This is a genomic window from Kribbella sancticallisti, from assembly GCF_039530625.1.
In the GTDB taxonomy this organism is placed as follows: Bacteria; Actinomycetota; Actinomycetes; order Propionibacteriales; family Kribbellaceae; genus Kribbella; species Kribbella sancticallisti.
Genome location: NZ_BAAAOS010000054.1, coordinates 65161 through 85063, shown reverse-complemented (window position 1 = coordinate 85063; position 19903 = coordinate 65161). Strand labels below are relative to the sequence as shown.

The 19903-nt window shown below is 68.5% G+C and carries 20 protein-coding genes; 12 read left to right on the top strand and 8 right to left on the bottom strand.

From position 1 onward, the window contains the following. Positions 1-179 precede the first annotated feature (179 nt). Together ABD255_RS33915 and ABD255_RS33910 are read right to left on the bottom strand one after the other, a co-directional pair. The gene (locus tag ABD255_RS33915; RefSeq protein WP_344220882.1) at positions 180-896 is read right to left on the bottom strand and encodes a M23 family metallopeptidase; all 717 of its coding nucleotides are present in this window, start codon (positions 894-896) and stop codon (positions 180-182) included. Between the two features lie 291 nt (positions 897-1187). Then, positions 1188-1835: a redoxin domain-containing protein gene (locus ABD255_RS33910; protein WP_157630313.1), complete on the bottom strand. Its 648-nt coding sequence runs from the start codon at positions 1833-1835 to the stop codon at positions 1188-1190. Between the two features lie 179 nt (positions 1836-2014). Here ABD255_RS33910 and ABD255_RS33905 point away from each other — a divergent pair, with 179 nt between their 5' ends. From ABD255_RS33905 to ABD255_RS33875, 7 genes are all read left to right on the top strand, one after another. Further along, positions 2015-2923 carry a WD40/YVTN/BNR-like repeat-containing protein gene (locus ABD255_RS33905; protein ID WP_020385357.1) on the top strand — a complete coding sequence of 303 codons (909 nt, stop codon included), beginning with the start codon at positions 2015-2017 and terminating at the stop codon, positions 2921-2923. A 54-nt stretch (positions 2924-2977) separates the two neighbouring features. Next, on the top strand, positions 2978-3358 hold the full coding sequence (locus tag ABD255_RS33900) for a BlaI/MecI/CopY family transcriptional regulator (RefSeq protein ID WP_020385356.1): 381 nt from the start codon (positions 2978-2980) through the stop codon (positions 3356-3358). Further along, positions 3355-4302 (top strand): M56 family metallopeptidase, encoded by a 948-nt coding sequence (locus tag ABD255_RS33895; RefSeq protein WP_020385355.1) that lies wholly within the window; start codon positions 3355-3357, stop codon positions 4300-4302. The genes ABD255_RS33900 and ABD255_RS33895 overlap by 4 nt, the downstream gene beginning before the upstream one ends. A gap of 333 nt (positions 4303-4635) precedes the next feature. Beyond that, complete coding sequence (locus tag ABD255_RS33890; RefSeq protein ID WP_020385354.1) at positions 4636-5697, top strand: hypothetical protein; 1062 nt, start codon at positions 4636-4638, stop codon at positions 5695-5697. A gap of 95 nt (positions 5698-5792) precedes the next feature. Further along, positions 5793-7943 carry a heavy metal translocating P-type ATPase gene (locus ABD255_RS33885; protein WP_020385353.1) on the top strand — a complete coding sequence of 717 codons (2151 nt, stop codon included), beginning with the start codon at positions 5793-5795 and terminating at the stop codon, positions 7941-7943. A gap of 32 nt (positions 7944-7975) precedes the next feature. Further along, a complete protein-coding gene (locus tag ABD255_RS33880; RefSeq protein WP_020385352.1) occupies positions 7976-8248 on the top strand; it encodes a heavy-metal-associated domain-containing protein in 273 nt (90 codons plus the stop codon). A gap of 80 nt (positions 8249-8328) precedes the next feature. Continuing rightward, positions 8329-9114, top strand: coding sequence for an alpha/beta fold hydrolase (locus ABD255_RS33875; RefSeq protein WP_020385351.1), 786 nt, complete (start codon positions 8329-8331; stop codon positions 9112-9114). A 128-nt stretch (positions 9115-9242) separates the two neighbouring features. On the opposite strand, the gene ABD255_RS33870 is transcribed toward ABD255_RS33875, so the two are convergent. Both ABD255_RS33870 and ABD255_RS33865 read right to left on the bottom strand, forming a co-directional pair. Continuing rightward, positions 9243-10121 (bottom strand): HAD-IC family P-type ATPase, encoded by an 879-nt coding sequence (locus ABD255_RS33870; RefSeq protein ID WP_344220880.1) that lies wholly within the window; start codon positions 10119-10121, stop codon positions 9243-9245. Further along, positions 10028-11248, bottom strand: a complete 1221-nt coding sequence (locus ABD255_RS33865; RefSeq protein ID WP_344220879.1) for an HAD-IC family P-type ATPase — start codon at positions 11246-11248, stop codon at positions 10028-10030. Before ABD255_RS33865 ends, ABD255_RS33870 begins: the two co-directional genes overlap by 94 nt. 65 nt (positions 11249-11313) lie before the next feature. Here ABD255_RS33865 and ABD255_RS33860 point away from each other — a divergent pair, with 65 nt between their 5' ends. Next, a complete protein-coding gene (locus ABD255_RS33860) occupies positions 11314-11676 on the top strand; it encodes an ArsR/SmtB family transcription factor (protein ID WP_020385349.1) in 363 nt (120 codons plus the stop codon). 212 nt (positions 11677-11888) lie between these two features. Here the strand turns inward: ABD255_RS33860 and ABD255_RS33855 are convergent, their stop codons facing one another. Then, the gene (locus ABD255_RS33855) at positions 11889-12224 is read right to left on the bottom strand and encodes an ArsR/SmtB family transcription factor (protein ID WP_020385348.1); all 336 of its coding nucleotides are present in this window, start codon (positions 12222-12224) and stop codon (positions 11889-11891) included. 79 nt (positions 12225-12303) lie between these two features. Between ABD255_RS33855 and ABD255_RS33850 the strand changes: the two genes are divergently transcribed. Continuing rightward, positions 12304-13365: a flavin-containing monooxygenase gene (locus tag ABD255_RS33850; protein WP_040453893.1), complete on the top strand. Its 1062-nt coding sequence runs from the start codon at positions 12304-12306 to the stop codon at positions 13363-13365. Here ABD255_RS33850 and ABD255_RS33845 read toward each other — a convergent pair. The 3 genes from ABD255_RS33845 to ABD255_RS33835 all read right to left on the bottom strand — a co-directional run bounded on the left by ABD255_RS33845 (position 13362) and on the right by ABD255_RS33835 (position 17148). Further along, on the bottom strand, positions 13362-14531 hold the full coding sequence (locus ABD255_RS33845; RefSeq protein ID WP_020385346.1) for an MFS transporter: 1170 nt from the start codon (positions 14529-14531) through the stop codon (positions 13362-13364). The two genes, ABD255_RS33850 and ABD255_RS33845, sit on opposite strands and share 4 nt — an antisense overlap. A gap of 62 nt (positions 14532-14593) precedes the next feature. Next, the gene (locus ABD255_RS33840; RefSeq protein WP_020385345.1) at positions 14594-16003 is read right to left on the bottom strand and encodes an FAD-dependent oxidoreductase; all 1410 of its coding nucleotides are present in this window, start codon (positions 16001-16003) and stop codon (positions 14594-14596) included. Then, the gene (locus ABD255_RS33835) at positions 16000-17148 is read right to left on the bottom strand and encodes a M28 family metallopeptidase (RefSeq protein ID WP_344220878.1); all 1149 of its coding nucleotides are present in this window, start codon (positions 17146-17148) and stop codon (positions 16000-16002) included. The genes ABD255_RS33840 and ABD255_RS33835 overlap by 4 nt, the downstream gene beginning before the upstream one ends. 579 nt (positions 17149-17727) lie before the next feature. On the opposite strand from ABD255_RS33835, the gene ABD255_RS33830 reads away from it, so the two are divergent. The 3 genes from ABD255_RS33830 to arsB are packed head-to-tail and all read left to right on the top strand — an operon-like array spanning position 17728 to position 19891. Next, positions 17728-18093 (top strand): ArsR/SmtB family transcription factor, encoded by a 366-nt coding sequence (locus tag ABD255_RS33830; protein ID WP_020385341.1) that lies wholly within the window; start codon positions 17728-17730, stop codon positions 18091-18093. 59 nt (positions 18094-18152) lie between these two features. Further along, on the top strand, positions 18153-18815 hold the full coding sequence (locus ABD255_RS33825) for an arsenate reductase/protein-tyrosine-phosphatase family protein (RefSeq protein ID WP_020385340.1): 663 nt from the start codon (positions 18153-18155) through the stop codon (positions 18813-18815). Then, complete coding sequence (gene arsB / locus ABD255_RS33820; protein ID WP_020385339.1) at positions 18812-19891, top strand: ACR3 family arsenite efflux transporter; 1080 nt, start codon at positions 18812-18814, stop codon at positions 19889-19891. Before ABD255_RS33825 ends, arsB begins: the two co-directional genes overlap by 4 nt. Positions 19892-19903: the final 12 nt, after the last annotated feature.

Genomic DNA, 19903 nt, shown 5'->3' with positions numbered 1-19903 from the left:
GGCAGTTGCCGCGTCGCCTCGACGCGTCGCTGCCGCAGGTGTTTGAGCGAGTCTTCCAGCGCGGCGACTTCGCCGAGCCAAGCCCGGTCTTTGGCCTCTCCCGCGGGCCACCTCCCAGGCAACTCGAGTGGATGCCAGATCCGGCTCGTCGACACCAATCTGGTTGATGTCGGGAGGAGTCAGGGGCTGAGTCCGTGGGCACGCAGCCAACGCATCGGGTCGACCGGACCTGCACCGCCGGGCCGGATCTCCAGGTGCAGGTGTGGTCCGGTGGAGTTGCCGGTGGACCCGACAGCGCCGATCTGCTCTCCGGCGTCGACCCGTTCACCGACAGTGACAATGATTTTGGATAGGTGGTTGTACCAGGTTTCGGTGCCGTCGGCGTGGCGGATCTTGATCTGGTTGCCGTAGGGCCCGGCCTGGCCTGCCGAGATGACGACGCCTTGCATGACGGCGCCGACCCGGGTGCCGGTCGGTGCAGCGAAATCGGTGCCGGTGTGATTGCGGGCCCACCGGCTACCGCCTTGACCGAAGACCGCGGTGATGCGGTAGCCGGAGACCGGCATCTCTACCGCGGTACCGGCGGCTCGAGCTTTCTTCTCTGCTTGGTCGTGGGCCCGTGCCGCGGCGGTCTTGGCTGCGGCCAGCGCAGCTGCTCGCCGGGCGATCTGCGACCGGGCGATGTCGAGCTTCGCGGCTCTGGCAGCGGCCAGCGCGGCGATGACCTGCTCGCTGGGGCCTGAAGACTGGCTGAGTTCGCCCCGGGATCCATCCCTGGTGGCCAGTTGGCGGCGATTGATGCGCGCCGTGACCAGCGCCGTGAGCTGATCGTCGCCGCGAGCGGCGCTGAGCCCAGCCAGATCCACGGCCGCGTTGGCCGATCTCGAAGGACCCACCAAGTGGTGCCCCAGCCCGGCGGTACCCGCAGCGGCGGCAAGCGCAGCGGCCAGACCGATCAACGAGGCGTTGCCGGGTCTTGTCCGGCGCGCCAGCCGGTGCCTGGCAGTGCGAGCGACGCCTTCTGCTGGTTTGCGGTCGGCGCGACGGCCTGCGGCGCGCTTGGGCGCAGCGCGTTGCTGGAACACTGGAGGCCTTCCGGCTAGGAATCGGCGTGTACGGAAATGTGGGTCATGCCACCGCTGGCGACTCGATGCAATCCACGTCATGGACCGCTTCCAGAGCCAATGTCACCGCTGTTCCCCAGCCGCCGGCGCCACAGCCAAGGCCTGCTGCTCGGCGACGACGTCGTCGACCAGACCGCGAAGCGTCGAATGGTCGACCCGGCCGATCACCCGCGCGGCGACCCGCCCGTCGCGGTCCAGGATCAAGGTGGCGGGGACCGCGTTGACCGGCAGGACCCTTCTGAACGCCAGCAGCACCTGCCCGTCGGTGTCCACGACGCTGGGATACGTGATGTCGAACGACCGGACGAACGCTTGGGCAGCCGCAGAGTTGTCGCGGGTGTCGATCCCCACAAAACGGACCGGCCCGGACGCGGTTTCCCGGGCCACTCGTGCCAGGTCGTCCGCCTCGGCACGGCACGGACTGCACCACGACCCCCACGTGTTGATCACCACGACCTTGCCGCGCAAGGTTGCCAAGTCGAACGACGCACCGTCCAGGGTTGTCCCCTTCAGTCGCGGCGCAGCCGGCCGATCAGGCGCGTAGCGGGTGAGGCCTGTGTCGACGCCCGCGCTGCCGGTCATCTCGGTGGGCCGATCCAGTTCACCGTGGGTGAACCAGCCGGCCTCCGCGCTCGCGAACAATCCCAGGCCCAGCAGCCCTGCCAGGAACACCGCCCGAACAACCAGGATCCGACCGCGGCCAGCCCTCATCCGTTCCGGCCCAGCCGAGCACACGGTGTCACGATGACCGGCTCGGCCATCGCCCCGGCGGCACCGTCACTGAACTTGTTCACCGAAGAACCTCTATTGGTTGGGGACTGCACGACATCTACTATGCACGATAGTTGTTAGTAGGTGACATCACCCTGTCGACAGGAGAGCCAAGGGTCATGGGCAAACAGACCTCTGCGGCGCGGTCGCTCACGATCGAGCCCACCGGCCCCGGGCGCGGCTTCTTCCCACTGCTGGCGGTGTTGCTGACGGTCGGCGTGGTCGTGGCCGGTGGCGCGTTGTGGCGCGTCCGTGGCGACGATCCTGCTACGGGGCCCGCGGCGGTGGCGGCCGGTCAGCCGCGGGTGGGCGGCGACCTGCATGCGGTGATGGTGGACGGGGATCGCCGCTTCGTCAGCGGACACGCCGGCGCGGCCTACAGCGACGGCGCTGGCGCATGGACGGCCGTGCGCGGGTTGGACGGCAAGGATGCGATGGCCTGGGCCAGTGTTGCCGGCCGGATCTTCGTCGGTGGCCACGAGGGCCTGTACATCTCGACCGATAAGGGAGTCACCTTCGCGGCCGCACCGGTCGATCTGCCCATGACCGATGTCCACTCCCTCGGTGGCAGTGCGTCGACGATCTATCTCGCCTCGCCGCAGGCGGGGCTATTCGTCTCGACCGACGCCGGCAAGACGTTCACCCAGCGCAGCGTGGTCGGACGGTCATTCATGGGCACGATCCTGGTCGATCCCGTCAACTCCAACCACGCGATCGCACCTGATATGGGAGGCGATGTGGTCGAGACTCGCGACGGTGGCCGGAACTGGCTGTCTCTGGGAGGTCCCCGCGGTGCGATGTCGGTGGCCTGGGATCCGCGTGACCATGCCCGGATGGCTGCTGTGGGCGCCGACGGGTTGAGGACCAGTACCGACGCCGGCCGGTCATGGAAGAAGATCAGCGCGCCCGCTGGTACCGTGGCCGCCGCGTTCGACGGGCAGGGCCGGCTGCTGGCCGCCACCTTGAGCGCCGACCTCGCCCGGCTGCACGCCAGCGGCGACTCCGGAGCGACCTGGACGCCGGCATGACCGCTCATTCACGGTACTGCAGGCGCTTCAACCCGAATCAGGGGAGAATGAGCCATGCGCGGATTCGGTGATCTGGAAGCAGTCGTGATGAACCACCTGTGGGCCCTGGACACCCCGGCCACGGTGCGGACCGTCCTGGACCACCTGCAGGCCACCCGCCCGCTGGCCTACACCACGGTCCTGACCGTGATGGACAACCTGCACAGCAAAGGGTTCCTCGCCCGCGAGCGCGAAGGCCGCGCACACCGGTACTGGCCGACACGCAGCCGCGCCGAGTACGCCGCCGAGCTGATGGGAGAGGCGCTGGCCGACAGCGGGGATCCGGTGGCCGCGATGTTGCAGTTCGTCGAGCAGATGCCGGCCAACGAGGCATCACGACTGCGCACGCTGCTGGGCGACAAAAAGCCCGGCCGCTCCAAGGGGCGGCCGCGATGATCATCGCCGTGACGCTGTTCGGGTACGCGGTCGTGATGGCGACCGGTGGAGCATGGCTGTTGCGCGCAGCGGAATGGCCGGCCCGCGCGCCGCGGCTGGCGATCGCGACCTGGCATGCGCTGGCGGCGTCGGTGTTGTCATCGGTGCTGTTCGGCGCCGCGGCACTATCGGTGCGGCTGCACCTGGTCAGCACCGATCTGGCCGACATATTCCATGTCTGCGTGACGAACCTGCAGGCTGCTTACGCGACACCCGGCGGTGCAGCCACCACGACACTCGCCCTAGTTGTGATGGTCGCTGTGGCGGCCAGAGCCGGGTGGGGCGTCACGACAATCCTGCGCCGTGCCGCGCGGCAGCGCCGTCGCCAGCGTCAGATCCTCGGACTCGTCGCCTGCCATGACCCCGAGTTCGACATCCTCGTCCTCGAGCACCCCGCGCCGTCGGCGTTCTGCCTTCCCGGCCGCGGCCATCGCGTCGTGGTGACCAGCGCCGCACTGGGCTTGCTCAGCCGCACCGAACTGGCCGCGGTGCTGGCCCACGAGCAAGCCCATTTGGCCGGTCGCCACCACCTGCTGGTCGCGATCTCGCAAGGACTGGCGCGCGCGTTTCCCGGCGTCCCGGTTTTCACCTGGGGTCATGTCCAGGTCCGTCGCCTGGTGGAACTCGCAGCCGACGACCGGGCCTGCCGGCGTCACCGTCCATCGAGCGTGGCCAACGCCATCCTCCTGCTGGCCGATGCCGCCCCACCGGCCGCTGCGCTCGCGCTGGGCGGCGAAGCCACTGAGCTGCGCCTTCGACGGCTCACCGGGAGACAGTTCCCGCTGCGCCGCGGGATGCACAGCACCCTCGCCGGCCTGGTCGCGGGCGTCCTGGTCGCGCCGGCGGTCATCGCCGCCGTCCCCGCGCTGATCGCCGCCGGCATGGACTACTGCGGACTGACCTGACTTTCCGAAGTTCGGCGAAGCGGTCAACCAGGGACAGCGGCCACCGCTTCGCCGGTGGCTTCAGGACTGACCCGATGCGCTTGGGCCGGCACGCTGCCGGCTTCTCGGGAGCTTAGCCAACCCGCTGATCGCGAGGTGGATCACCTCGGTGGACCTCCTGCCACTCCGCCTTGCGATGAACCGCTCCAACCGAGAATCCGGGGGCAGCGCTCTGCCGTGCCCTCCACTGGGCACGTCCTCTGACTAGCAGCCCTCCCCCTTGACACATACCCCTAGGCCGTATATTTATGGAGATACCCCCAGGGGGTATTTGACTAAGTGGAGGTGAGTGGGATGGACGCACAGACCAATCGCGCCGGGGCCCCCGTGAGCACGGAGCAGCGATCCAGCGGCGCCGAGGACGGCATCGCCGCGCTGCTGGGCGTCTGGCTGATCAGCGGCGTGTATGCCGACGGCTGGGCGCATTTGAACGTCGGAGGCCTGGACGGTTTCTTCACCCCATGGCACGGGGTCTTGTACAGCGGTTTCACCGCTTTGACGGTGTGGCTGGCCTGGATGACGTGGCGGCGCAAGCAGGCGGGCCGGGGCTGGCGCGACGCGATCCCGGCCGGGTACCGGCACGGTGTGGCGGGGGTTGCGGTGTTTGCTATCGGCGGTGTCGCCGACATGCTGTGGCATCTGGTGTTCGGCATCGAGGCCGGCGTTGATGCTTTGGTCAGCCCCACCCACCTGGTGCTGCTGGTTGGTGGCACCTTGTTGCTGTCGAGCCCGCTGCGTGCCACGCTCCAGCGCTCCGGGGCCTTGCCGCGCCGATTGACTGACGCTTGGCCTGCGGTCGTATCGCTGGCCACGGTGACGGCGCTGGCGGGGTTCTTCCTGAGCTACTTGTCGGTGTTCACCCAGCCCACCGCCACGATGCCTCTGACTTCCATTCCCGAAGGAGCGCCGGGCCACCTGCAAGCGGAACTGCCGGCCACCGTCGGACTGGCCGGTTATCTGCTCGGAACGGCGCTGATCGTGGTACCGCTGCTGCTGGCCCGCAGCCGGGGGCGGCTGCCGGGTGGAACGGTCGCGCTAGTGGTGGCTTTTGTCGCTGTCCCATCCGCGGCTTTGTCCGAGATGCGCTGGGCCGTGCCGGCAATCGCCGCGGTGGTCGCGAGTCTGATCCTCGAACTGCTGCTGCGAGCCCGTTCCGCGGCGACGACACTGGCGGTCGGCGTACCCGGCGCGGTGTGGGGCGGCCAGCTGATCGGCCTGGCATTGGGGGGTGATCTGAGATGGGGCGTGGAGATGTGGGCCGGTGTCATTGTCCTCACCATGCTCGCGGGATTCCTGCTCGCCGTCCTCGCCCGAGCCGACGTTCGCCTGCACGCATCCACCGGGGTGGCCGGCTGACCAAACCCTCCACGAGCTGCCAGGCTGGGCCACACGGCACCTGCCCGGCCGCGCCAGCAACTGACAACGAGCGAGTTCATTCGAGAGGATCCATCATGGCCCGGGCCAGCAAGTCCCAGCCGACCGACCCACACGGCGGCCAGCATCACGCCGACCATCATGACCATGTCTCCGCGGCTGCCCCTGGCGGCCCACACCCATCCGGACACACCGCATCGCCGACACACGGCGATCATGGTGGTCACGGAGGACATGACAAGCACGCGGGTCACGACCCGGAGGCCTTCCGCCGGAAGTTCTGGCTCAGCCTGCTGCTGACGTTGCCGATCGTGGCGACCAGCCACATGGTGATGGACTGGTTCGGGTACTCGCTGGACTTCCCCGCCATGAGCTGGGTCGGGCCGGTGCTGGGCACGTTCGTGTTCTTGTACGGCGGGTGGCCGTTCCTGGTCGGCGGCGTCCGCGAGGCGCGCGACCGTGCGCCGGGCATGATGCTGCTGATCTCGATGGCGATCACCGTTGCGTACGTCGCGTCGCTGGCCACCAGTCTCGGCTTGTTCGACCTGGACTTCTGGTGGGAGCTGGCCGCGCTCGTCACGATCATGCTGCTGGGTCACTGGCAGGAGATGAAGGCCATCGGCCAGGCCCAAGGGGCGCTGGCGGCGCTGGCCGCGCTGTTGCCCGATGACGCCGACCGGGTCACCGACGACGGCGTCGAGACCGTCCCGGTCTCCGATCTCCGCATCGGCGATGTCGTTCTGGTGAGGTCCGGTGCCCGGGTGCCGGCCGATGGCGAAATCGTCGAGGGCGCAGCGGAGCTTGACGAATCGATGATCACCGGCGAGTCCCGACCTGTCGCCAAGTCGTCCGGCGACCGGGTGGTCGCGGGGACAGTTGCGACCGATTCCGCGATCCGGGTCCGGGTCGACGCCGTCGGCGAGGACACAGCGCTCGCGGGTATCCAGCGACTGGTCTCCGAGGCACAGCAGTCCAGCGGACGCGCCCAAGTCCTGGCCGACCGGTTCGCCGCGATGCTGTTCTACATCGCCACCGCCGCAGCCCTGATCACCTTCATCGCCTGGTCGGTCTTCGGCACTCTCAACGAGGCCGTCGTGCGTACGGTCACCGTTCTGGTGATCGCTTGCCCCCATGCCCTCGGGCTGGCCATCCCGCTGGTGATCGCACTGTCTACCGCGGTCGCCGCGAAGGCGGGCATCCTGGTCAAGGACCGGCTGGCACTGGAGCGGATGCGCACCGTGAACGCGGTGCTGTTCGACAAGACAGGCACCTTGACCAAGGGAGAACACGTCGTCACCGGCGTCGCCGGAGACAGCATCGACGAGCAGGCAGTACTGCGGATTGCCGGTGCTGTCGAGGCGGACAGCGAGCACCCACTGGCCCGCGCGATCGTCACGGCCGCCGACCAGCGCGGGGACCGTGCCAAGGCAAGTGAATTCAAGTCGCTCACCGGCCGAGGCGTCCAGGCCACGATCGACGGCACGACGTATGCAGTTGGCGGGCCCGCACTCCTGCGCGAGCTCGACGCCACCGTACCGAGCGTTCTGCGGGACCGGGCCGAAGAGTGGTCCGGCCGGGGAGCCGCAGTGCTTTACCTCCTGCACGTCGGGGGATCCACGTCGGTGGCGACCGGCGCGATCGCGCTGGAGGACGAAGTACGACCGGAGGCCCGCGAGGCCGTAGAGCAGCTCCGCGCGATCGGTATCAGCAAGATCGTCATGATTACCGGCGATGCCGAACCGGTCGCCCGGGCCGTCGCGGCCGACCTCGGTTTCCGCGACGGCGTCGACGAGGTCTTCGCCGAAGTCCTGCCCGCCGACAAGGACAAAGCAGTCCTCGAACTGCAGGCCCGCGGCCTGACCGTGGCGATGGTCGGCGACGGCGTCAACGACGCACCCGCGCTGGCCCGCGCCGACGTCGGTATCGCGATCGGCGCCGGCACCGACGTCGCCATCGAATCGGCCGGCGTCGTGCTGGCCTCCTCCGATCCGCGTGGTGTCACCGGCATCATCCGGCTGTCCAAGGCGTCGTACCGCAAGATGATCCAGAACCTCGCCTGGGCCGCCGGCTACAACGTCGTCGCGATCCCGCTCGCGGCCGGCGTGCTGGCCTGGGCCGGTATCACGCTCAGCCCTGCCATCGGCGCCGTACTGATGTCGGCCTCGACCATCGTCGTCGCCGCCAACGCCCAGCTCCTGCGCCGCGTCCGCCTGACCCCGGACAGCTGACCCCCGACCACTTGATTCAGGAAAGGAACATCATGTGCACCGACTGCAACTGCGGCACCGTCAACATCGAGTCCGCACCATCAACCGCTGAGGCGACGACCGCCGCGACCTACCACGTCGCCGGTATGACGTGCAGCGGGTGCGCCGGCCGGGTCAGCACCAGCATCGGCAAGCTCGACGGCGTCACCTCCGTCGATGTCGACGTCGCCGCCGGCACGGTCACCGTTCACAGCAGCACCCCGCCGGCCGACGACGAGGTCCGCGCCGCCATCGAGGGCGCCGGCTACCAACTGGCCCACGCCTGAACTGCACTACCTGCTCCGGCCCGGCTCGCGCAGCCGGGCCGGGGCGCACCAGATCACCTGCCTTTGCGAGGAGACGAGAGATGCCCACCGACAGCTACTTCGACCGCGACGGCGCAACGATCGCCTACCAGTACTCCGGGACCGGGTCGCCCCTGGCCTATGCGCACGGCGTGCCCTTGAGCCGCGATGCTGTGCGGCGCCTCGATCTGCTCGACCTCGACGCCCTGGGTGACGGCAGGCGCCTGCTCACCTACGACGCCCGCGGCCACGGCGAATCCACCGGCCGACCGATCGCCGCCGACTACACCTTCGACAACTTCGGCCAAGACCTGCTGGCACTGGTCGATGCGATCGGCATCGACGAGCCGATCGACTTCACTGGATCGTCCCTGGGAGCAGACACCGCCCTGCGCGCCACGATCGCCCAACCGGACCTGTTCCGGCGCCTCGTGCTCATGATCCCGCCCGCCGCCTGGGACGACGCACCACTCGCCCAGCACGTCTACTCCGACATCGCCGCCACGATCGAGTCACAAGGCCCCGCAGCTTGGCGAGAGCAATGGGCCGCCGCGGACCCACTACCCATCTTCGACGACTACCCCAAGTTCGAACTCACACCGGCAATCGACGACGAACTACTCGCCAGCGTCTTCACAGGCATCAGCCGATCCGACCTCCCCGCACAAGACAGGGTCGCAACAATCACCCAGCCGACGCTGATCCTCGCGTGGGACACCGACCCGCTCCACCCCGTCTCCACCGCCCATAAGCTTCGCGACCAGCTGCCCAACGCCGAACTCCACGTCTCCGCCACCGCCGCCGACGTGGCGACATGGACGGAGCGCATCACCGAATTCCTCGCCTGACCATCTCAGATCAGCTCACCCCTTCGGGCGGCCGCAGCTTTCCCGAGGTTCTTACTGACTGGCGGGTGCCTCGTCAGACGAACATCGGCCAAGCGAAGTGTGTGAGGCCGTGGGACGAGAGCTGAACGTCATTGCTCACTGGCGGCACGCGCTTGGTTCCAGGCGGCGTCGCGGAGCAGCCGCAGTCCATTGAGGCCGACGACGACGGTGGAGCCTTCGTGTCCGGCGACGCCCAGTGGCAGCGGCAGGTGCCCGACGAGGTCCCAGATCACCAGAACGGTGATGAAGCCTGCCGCGATGACCAGATTCGCGGTCACGACCCGGCGTGCCCGGCGCGATAGCGCGATCACAGCGGGGATGGCGTTCAGGTCGTCGCGGACGATGACCGCGTCGGCGGTCTGCAGGGTCAGGTCGGATCCGGCACCGCCCAGGGCGATGCCGACGTGCGCTGCGGCCAAGGCTGGCGCGTCGTTGATGCCGTCGCCAACGACCATGACGCGTTCGCCGGCAGCTTGGAGTTCGCGGACTGCGGTGACCTTGCCGTCGGGCATCAGTTCGGCATGGATGCTCGTGATGCCTGCCGCTGCGGCGATCTGAGCGGCGGTCGTGGCGTTGTCGCCGGTGAGCAGCACCGGCGACTTGCCTGTCAGCTGGGTCAGTTGCTCGACGGCTGCGGCCGCTTCGGGGCGGAGCTGGTCGACGATGCCGAGGACTGCGATCGGTTTGCCGTCGATCAGGACAACGACCGCGGTCGCTCCTGCCCCTTGCACCTCGGCGACCGTCGAGCGGGCCGCCTGAACCTGTCCGACCCGTCCGATCAGGAGTGACACTGGGGCGCCGATCTGTACCTGCCGGCCGTCGATCGTGGCGGTGACGCCGAGGCCTGCGGCCGCAATGAACGCCTCGACGGGTGTCAGGGTGAGTCCGGCTGCGCGGGCGGCTGACACGACTGCGGCTGCGAGCGGATGCTCGCTGGGGTGCTCGGCCGAGGCGGCGATCGCAAGCACTTCGTCGCGGGTGAACGGGACGTTCTCGAGGAGCCGGATCTCGGCGAGGTGAGGTGTGCCGCGGTCAAGGTCCCGGTCTTGTCGATCGCGACCTGCGTGGTCGCGCCGAGTTGCTCCATGACCACCGCCGACTTCACCAGCACGCCGTGGCGGCCGGCGGTGGCGATCGCGGCCAAGAGCGGCGGCATGGTTGCGAGGACGACGGCGCAGGGTGAGGCGACGATCATGAACGTCATTGCCCGCAGCAGTGTCGGTGTGACCGGTTGCCCGAACAGCAGCGGGCTCACGAACAGGGCGACGGTCGCGGTGATCATGCCGATCGAGTACCGCTGCTCGATCTTCTCGATGAACAACTGTGTCTTGGCCTTGGTCCGGGCGGCTTCCTCGACCAGTCCGGCGATCCGGGCGACCACCGACTCCGCGGCCGGGCGGTCGACCCGGATCCGCAGCGCGCCGGTGCCGTTGAGCGTACCGGCGAACACCTCGTCGCCGCTGGCTTTGTCGACCGGCAATGGCTCGCCGGTGATGGTGGCCTGGTCGACCTCGCTGGCACCCTCGAGCACGGTCCCGTCGGCACCGATCCGCTCGCCTGGCCTCACCAGCACGACGTCGCCGACGGCCAGGTCGGCGACCCGGACGGTCTCTTCCACTGCCCCGACGGCATCTGCGGTTGCGACGCGGGTGGCGGTGTCGGGTGCGATGTTGAGCAGTCCACGTACGGAATCCTCGGTGCGTTTGGTCGCGACCGCCTCCAACGCGCCGGAGGTCGCGAAGATCACGATCAGCAGACCGCCGTCCAGGATTTGCCCGATCGACGCGGCGCCGATCGCTGCCGCGACCATCAGCAGGTCGACGTCGAGTCGCCTGTTCCGCAGCTCCTGTAGCCCGGCCCAGCCCGGTTCCCAACCGCCCGCAACGTAGCAGGCCAAGAACAGCGACCAGTAGACCCACGTCGGTCCGCCGGCCAGGTCGACGACCAGCCCGGCCAGGAACAAGACCGTCGCGGCGCTCGCCCAGCGCACCTCGGGCAGCGTCCAGGCGCTGCGCCACCAACCGCCCCCGATCGCTGTCCGAGCTGAAACCGAGGTCTCGCCGCCGACCGCTGCGGCTCTGATGTCTAGGGTCACCTGCACATGCTACCTGCGCACACATGCATATACGCAAGTAAGCGGATGGGTCGTAGTATGGGCGGATGCACTCGTCGATCGAGAACTTCGAGATGCCGAACGAAGAGCAGGTCCACCTGGCCGCTGAGTCGTTCCGGCTAATGGCCGACCCGACCCGGATCAAGGTGCTATGGGCGCTACTGCAGGGCGAGTCGTCGGTAGCGTGCCTGGCCGAGCTCGCCGGCGCCGCCCCGGCCGCGGTGAGTCAACACCTGGCCAAGCTTCGCCTGGCCGGCCTGGTGAAAGGCCGCCGGGAAGGCACTTTCGTGTACTACTCGGCCGCCGACGATCACGTGAAGGGTCTGCTCGACCAGGCACTGTTCCACGCCGACCACCTCGACCGCGACCTACCCGAAGCAGGCAGCGATTCAGCGGCACAATCGGCCTGACACGCTCGCGCGTCAGGCCGAAGCTTGCCTAGAGCAACACTGAGATCGTGGCCAAGCTGGGTCCCTATCTCCTCGCGCTGGTAGCGCTAGAACTGGCCCGGGCCGAGGAACCGGCCCCGAGCGCCACGGCATGCCGGGCGGTTCAAGGCTTGAGCTGAGACGGGACGGCTTGCTTCGCTGACCCCGTCAAGCGGGATGTCAGGGCACTACTGTCAGCAGCAGCTCTGGAGATAGGCCTGGAGGTCCGCTAGCGCTGCAGCACTTCCTTGCTTGTCTGCGCGATACAGGACAGCCTTGCCGTCGCGCCGGGAGGTGACGATTCCTCCGCGGCGGAGGAGGTCGAGTTGCTGAGAGGCTGCCGACTGACTGACGCCGGCATGCTCGGCGACTTCATTGACCGAAAGTTCGGCGCCGCGGGCGAACAGCAGCATGATGCGTTGCCGGGTGGGGCTGGCCAGCGCCTTGAGGAAGTCGTGAGTCGCGGCAGCCAGCTCGACTGGCTCGGTCGCAGCACAGGACTGCGCTTCACTTTTGCTGCGTGCAGCCATCGCTCACTCCTCCCGTTGCGTCCAGCCTAGCGTCATACCTACGTACCACCATATTAGAATATAATGGTACGTTTGCTGCATGTCTCTTACCTCTGAATCAGTGGTGATCGTGGGCGCCGGGCAGTCGGGCCTAGCTGGGGCTCGGGCGGCGTTGGACGCCGGGTTGCGGCCGTTGGTGCTGGAGGCGGGTGAGCGCACGGTCGGGTCGTGGCCGTTGTACTACGACTCGTTGACGTTGTTCTCACCTGCTCGCTTCAGCGGCTTCCCGGGGATGCCGATTGGTGGCGATCCGGATCGGTATCCGGTGCGCGATGAGGTCGCGGAGCATCTGGACAAGTGCGGCGCGAGCCTGGATGCAGAGATTCGGACCGGTACGACGGTTGCCGGCGTCACGCAGTCCCGCGACGGACTCGACGTACACCTGGCCGGTGGTGAGACCGTGCAGGCGGCGGCTGTGATTGCCGCGTCGGGCTCGTTCGGCAACCCACTGGTGCCGGTGATCCCAGGTCAGGAGTCGTTCGGCGGTGAAGCGCTGCACGTGGCGGATTACCGATCGGCGCAGCCATACGAAGGCAGGCGGGTCGTGGTGGTCGGTGGCGGCAACTCCGCGGTTCAGGTCGCCTACGAGCTTGCGGCCGTGGCGGATGTGACGCTGGCGACCAGGGCTCCGGTGCAATTCCTGCCGCAGGTTCGTGGCGGACGCGACATCCACTTCTGGCTGGACTGGCTGAGGCTCGACCTGCTCCCACCGGCAGTGCTGGCGCGGTTGTTCAGCGGTACGCCGGTGCTGGATACCGGGATCTACCAGGCTGCGATCGAGTCCGGTGAGCTGCCGCGGAGTGACATGTTCACCGCGTACGACGCCGACGGGGTCGTGTGGCCCGGCGGTGAGCATAAACCGGTCGACGCGGTTCTGTTCGCGACCGGCTACCGCCCGCACCTTCCGTACCTGCGCGATCTGGGCGCGCTGACCGCGGACGGATTGCCGTTGCACCGGCGCGGGATGTCGACGACGCATCCCCGGCTGGCTTACCTGGGGGTGGAGTTCCAGCGGTCGTTCTCGTCGAACACGTTGCGCGGGGTACATCGCGATGCCCGATTCGTCATGCGTGCTTTGGCGCGACAGTTGCGGCGCGGCTAGGCACGGTTCGGCGACGGTACGCGTCGAGATGCCGCGATGAACAGGCCTGCTGCGATACAAGCGGCGGCGACGGTGAGGATGACGGGGCGGTATCCGGCGACGCCCGCCAGGACGGCGCCGACGAGCGGTGCGCAGGCTTTGGCGATGATGACGGGGGTGGCCAGGGTTCCTGCGGTGGTGGCGTAGCCGTGGGAGCCGTAGCGGTCGAGCAGGATCGCTGGGGTGGCGATCGAGGCGACGCCGAAGCCGAGCCCGAACAGGACCAGACAAGCGATTGCGCCGGCCAGGTGCTTGCCGGTGAACGGCAGCAGCGAAATCGCGGCGCCTTGGACGACGAGCACGATCCCGGCAATGGTGGCCATCGGCAACCAACACAGTGACAAGCTCGTCACGATCCGGCCCGTCACCGACAACAGACCGAGTAGCCCGGCCAGCGTTGCGGCGACCGCAGGCGGGTGGCCGAGGCTGATCAGGTAGAGCACGAGGTGCACGGCAATGGTGGCGAGCGCTGCGGAGTGCAACACGAACCCGGCCGCGAGTAACCAGAATCCGGTGTCACGCAGCGCTGAGGCTCTTGTTCGCTTCGGAACCGGAGTGCGGTGGCGTGGGCCGGTACGGCGGAGTGCGACCGCGTGCAACGGGATCGCGAGAGCCGCGTACCCGGCGGCGAGGATCAGCAAGGTGCGGCGCCAAGTGGTGGCCTCGAGCAACTGACCGGCGAGCGGGATGAAGATCGAGCTGGCAAATCCGGCGACCAGGGTGATTCCTAGGAGTGCACGGGTGCGGGATGCCGGCGCGGTGACCGCGATGACGACGGCGAAGGCCGGTTCGTACAGCACCGTCGCCGATGCGGCACCGATGACCGCGAACACGACGTACAGCTGCGCCACGGTCTGCACCTGCGACCAGGCCACGACAGCGGCGGCGCCGACCGAAGCACCCGTCGTCATCAGCGCGTGACCGCCGCGAGCATCGAGCCACCGCCCGACCGGTACCGACATCAACCCGGTGACGAGTACGGCGGTGGTGAGCGCGCCGGCCGCGGTCGCGGTGGAGATGCCCAGGTCGCGGCTCATCGGGCCGAGCAGCGCGCTGAACGCGTAGTACAGGACGCCGTACCCGACTGTCTGCGTCACGGCCAGCGCTGCGACCAGGCGGCGTGGCACACCGGAACGGCCTCCACCCCCTGCCCTGGCCGGGCTGGAGGTGACGGCCGTAGCGGGTTCGATCAACTGCAGCAGCCCGAGTCGGTGGCGGGCTTGGTGTCGATGACGGTGAGCAGGCCACCGGCGATACCGGTAGCGAGACCACGGCCCGCCGGGGCGGAGAGCGCGACTACCTGAGGTGCCGGGCCGCAGCATCCTCCGGCGGCATCGTCGCTGGACGAGCTGTCGGCAAGGTTGGAGGAGCAGACGCCAGTCTCTGGCAGGTCGAGCTGTACGTCGCGGGCCGCGTCCCAGTCGCCGGCCAGGCCGGCGACCACGGAGCGGGCCTGCTCGTAGCCCGTGGCCAGCAGGAACGTCGGCGCACGGCCGTAGGACTTCGCGCCCACGGCGTAGTAGCCCGGCTCGGGGTGCGCGAGCTCGTCGACACCGTGCGGAGGGACTGTTCCGCAAGAATGCTGGTTGGGGTCGATCAGTGGTGCGAGTGCGCGGGTGGATCCGAGGACCGGGTCGAGGTCCAGGCGCAGCTCGCCGACGACATCGTGGTCGGGGCGGAACCCGGTCGAGTTCACGACTGTGTCCGCGAGGACGCGCCGCTCACCGGCGACCAGCTCGACGCGGCCATCACCGGCCTGTTCGATGGCCTCGATCCGGAAGCTGCTGACGAGCTCGACCCGGCCGGCCTGAACGAGGTCGTGCACACGGGAGCCGAGGGCCCCGCGGGCAGGCAGTTCGTCGGCGTCACCACCGCCGTACGTGCGAGCCTGGTCCGCACCACGCACCACCCACACGATCTCCGTACCCGGGACCTGCTCGGCCAGCTCACCGAGATCCAACAGCGTGGTCGCGGCCGAGTGACCGGCCCCGACGACCGCCGTACGACGGCCTGCGAACCGCTCGCGGTCACGCCCCAGCACGTCGGGCAGCGCGCGGGAGATGTGAGCCGCAGCAGCGGCCTCCCCGCGGGCCGGGATGCCCGAACCGCCGAGCACGTTGGGGCGCCGCCAAGTGCCGGCCGCGTCGACCACGGCCGCGGCGAGCAGCTCGGAGCCGTCCGCCAGGCGGACGAGGAATGGCGCGTCTTCGCGACCTGCGGTGCGGATCCGGTCGAACCCGACCCGGGTCACCGCCTCGACCGGCGAGTTGTAGCGGATCTTGTCGCTCAGCTGCGGAGTCTTGACCAGCGGCGCGAGGTAGGAGTCGATCAGGTCGCCGCCGGTAGGCAGGGTGCCGGGGTTCGGTTCGGTCCAACCACCGGCTTGCTCGAGGAGCCGGCGGGCGGCACTGTCGATGTCGTAGCGCCACGGACTGAACAGCTTCACGTGCCGCCATTCGTCGATCGCGGCGGCGACGCTCGGGCCGGACTCGAGGACGACGAAGTCGAGGCCGCGTTCGGCCAGGTGCGCGGCAGCGGCCAGGCCGATCGGGCCCGCACCGATGACCACGACCGGAAGGTCGGAAGCTGTGACGCTCATGGTGTTTCTCCAAGCTGTGCAGAGTTTTTGACGAGTTGATTCACGGTCGCCGTGACGAGATCTGTCGCGGCGAGGAGGGTGCGCCCTTCGACCCGGTCGGGGGTCTCGGCGGTCGTTTGATAACCGGGCATTCCCATGCCGATACCGATCGCGGGCAAGCCGACGGCTGCGTAGCGGCGGTTGTCCGAGGCCATCGCACCGGCTTGCAGCGGTACACCGGTCAGACGGCCTGCCTGGTCAACGGCAGCCAGTAAAGGCTCAGCCGGTCCACCCGCCTCGACCGCGGCAGCAGCACCGAGCTGCGCTGCGCCGTCGACGTTGATCACGTACGTGCCGGAAGCCACCTGCGGTGCGTGATGCGCCGAACCGCGGGCACCGACCTCTTCACCGTCGAGCAGCGCGACCGCCAGCCCGACGCCACCCGACAGGCGAGGCGAGAGCAACCGAGCGGCTTCAAGAACGACAGCCACGCCCGAGGCGTTGTCCCCCGCCGCAGGATGCCGCAGCAGCGGGTCGTCACCCACCCCATCGAAATGCGCCGTCAGCAACACCGCAACACCGCCCGGCAGCGGTTCACCGAATACGCCGCACACGTTGGTCCCGGTCGTGGTGACAGTACGCATCGGCGCTGACGCCGTCACCATCGCACCAGCGCTGCCGGCCAATTCGGCATGCAATTCGGTGCGCACCGACAAGATCGCAACCTGGCCCATCGGCGGACCGGCGATCATCTTCGGCATCCAACCCGCCTCGTCGACACCGCGCCGTACCAGCAAGCCGGCGGCCTGCTCGGCCTCGGCTCTGGCCACCGTTTCCACGTCAGCCGCCGTCACAGCGATCCAGCCACCGCGCCACGAATCGGCGTCGGCCGACGAGAGCGGACCTGACCTCGGTTCCGTCACTTCGGCAGAGCTGAGATGCTCAGCGAAGTCGCGCCGATGGACGAGTTGCCGGTGCCCGACGGTCAGTGTGGGCGTTGCCTGCAGTTCCTTCACGCCACTTGCCTCGAAGCTGTCGAGGGTGACTGCGGCGCCCAGGCTGCGCAGTTGTTCGGCGAGCCACAGCGCGGCGGCTTGGCCGCCCGGCGTACCGATCCGGCGGCCCGAGTAGTGGTCGGAGGCGAGTTCGTGGACCGTGGCCAGCATGGCCTCGGCCGAAGCGCCGCCACGGGCAGCGGCGGCCTCAGCCGCAAGCGGCCTGGGCGACGCGGTGCTCATCCGCAGCACCCGCCAGAGGCCGTCTTGTCCGTGGCCGGCTCGGATCCGCAGCACGAGCCGGCAGCGACCGCGGTGTCGGTACCGCAGCAGCCGCCGGTGGACTCGGCAGCGGCCTGCCCGGTCGGGGAACTTCCACAGCAGCTGCCCGCCGAAGGGGGTGTGAACGCTTGCGCCGGGTCACCGGCGAAGCCGCCGACGGGCGTGGGGGTGGTCTCGGTAGCCATGATCGTGTCCTTCGCGTCGGGCGGTCAGTGGGGGAACTGGATGTAGGTGTGGCTGGCGCGGATCCGGTCGCGGTGAGCTCGCGAGCGGCACGCAGCGGTACAGACCTCGCTGCACGACTCGCAGAACTCCACGCTCCCGCGACGGCTGAGCCGCCGAATGAGCTTCACCATGACTGCCCCTCTCGTGCCTACGGCCGGTCATCCGGCCGGGCACTAAGTTGATCTTCATCTAAACAGCGATCCCCACCTTGCATCTTGCTTAGACAGAAGTCAAGATAGACACATGTCGAAACAAGACGTCTCCACCAGCCGCAGCGGTGGCTGCTGTACGCCGATCTCGGTCGCGGCTCTCGACGAGGCCACGGCGACCGAGGGTGCGGCGGTCTTCAAGGCGCTGTCGGACCCGATCCGGCTGCGCCTGATGTCGATCATCGCCTCGGCCGGCGCCGAGGTCTGCGTCTGCGACATCACCCCGCACTTCAACGTGTCGGGCCCGACGATCTCTCACCACCTGCGGGTACTGCGTGAGGCCGGGCTCGTCGACTGCGAGCGCCGCGGCACGTGGGTCTACTACTGGCCGCTGCCGGAGCGTCAGCAGTGGATCTCCACCCTGCTGTCCGTACCTGAGACCACCGCGCTGGCCCGCTAAGCCCAACAGCGCCGCCTGCTGCCTCGTTTCACCGCCGCCCTCACCTGGGAGAAACCGTCATGCCCACATCTGCTGAGGAACTCGCACTGCTCGACACCGACATGGTGCTCGGTCGGGCCGCTGAGCGGCTCGCCGACAAGTACACCGGCATCTTCAGTCCCGAGACTGTCGACCGGGTCGTCCACGAGTCCTACGTCGCGCTCTACCGCACCGCCAGAGTCCACCGACACCTTTCGGCGCTGGCCGAACACTTTGCCAGCGACCGGCTCGCGGCGCTGGCCCACGCCAAGGGCGCGATCGCCAGCCCCGTCCCGCAGGTGCTGTTCCTGTGTGTCGCGAACGCGGGGCGCTCCCAGATGGCTGCCGCTCTACTGGCGCACCACGCTGCCGGTGCTGTGACTGTCCGGTCGGCAGGGTCTCACCCCGCCGCAGACATCGAGACGCCGGTCGCCGCCGCGCTGGCTGAGCTCGGTCTCGACCTTCACCAGGCCTACCCCAAGCCGCTGACCGACGACGTCGTCCGCGCCGCCGACGTCGTGGTCACGATGGGCTGCGGCGACGCATGCCCGGTCCTGCCAGGAAAGCGGTACTACGACTGGGCAATCGACGACCCCGCCGGACAGAGCCCCGCTGCGATACGGCGGATCCGCGACGACATCGACACCCGCGTCCAGACCCTGCTCGCCGAACTCGTCGACCAGAAGCCGGGAGTCACCGCGTGACCGACACTGCCACCACGCCCACCGACAGCGCCGTCGTCGCGAAGCTGTCCTTCCTCGACCGCTACCTGGCGGTCTGGATCATTGCCGCCATGGCGCTCGGGTTGCTCCTCGGCCGGATCATCCCCGGTCTGGACGACGCGCTCGACGCGGTGAAGGTCGGTTCGGTGAGTCTGCCGATAGCGATCGGGCTGCTGCTGATGATGTACCCGGTGCTGGCCAAGGTCCGTTACACCGAAACCAGTCGCGTGACCGGCGACCGCAAACTCCTGATCGCCTCCCTGGTGCTGAACTGGGTGCTCGGCCCGGCACTGATGTTCGCGCTCGCCTGGCTGCTGCTGCCCGATCTGCCGGAATACCGCACCGGCCTGATCATCGTGGGGCTGGCGAGATGCATTGCCATGGTGCTGATCTGGAACGACCTGTCCTGCGGAGACCGCGAAGCGGCCGCCGTACTGGTCGCCATCAACTCCGTCTTCCAGATCATCGCCTTCGCCGGACTCGGCTGGTTCTACCTGCAAACCCTGCCCGGCTGGCTGGGGCTGGAGACCACCAGTGCGGAGTTCTCGATCGGCGCCATCGCGCTGAGCGTGCTGGTGTTCCTCGGCATTCCGCTGCTGGCCGGCTACCTGACGCGCACGATCGGCGAGAAGACGCGCGGCCGCGACTGGTACGAGTCACGGTTCCTGCCCAAGGTCGGGCCGGTCGCCCTGTACGGACTGCTGTTCACCATCGTCATGCTGTTCGCACTGCAAGGCGACGCGATCACCAGCGCACCACTCGACGTCGTACGGATCGCATTGCCACTGCTGGCCTACTTCGTGATCATGTTCGGAGGCTCGTTTGCCCTCGGCCACCAACTGCGCCTCGGCTACGCGAAGACCGCAACCCTCGCGTTCACCGCAGCGGGCAACAACTTCGAGCTCGCCATCGCCGTTGCCATCGGCACCTTCGGCGTCACCTCCGGCCAAGCCCTCGCCGGCGTCGTCGGTCCACTGATCGAGGTTCCCGTCCTGGTCGCCCTGGTCTACGTGTCCCTGTGGGCCAAGCGCCGCTTCTACCCCGACACCGTCAACTGATCCACCTTCCCC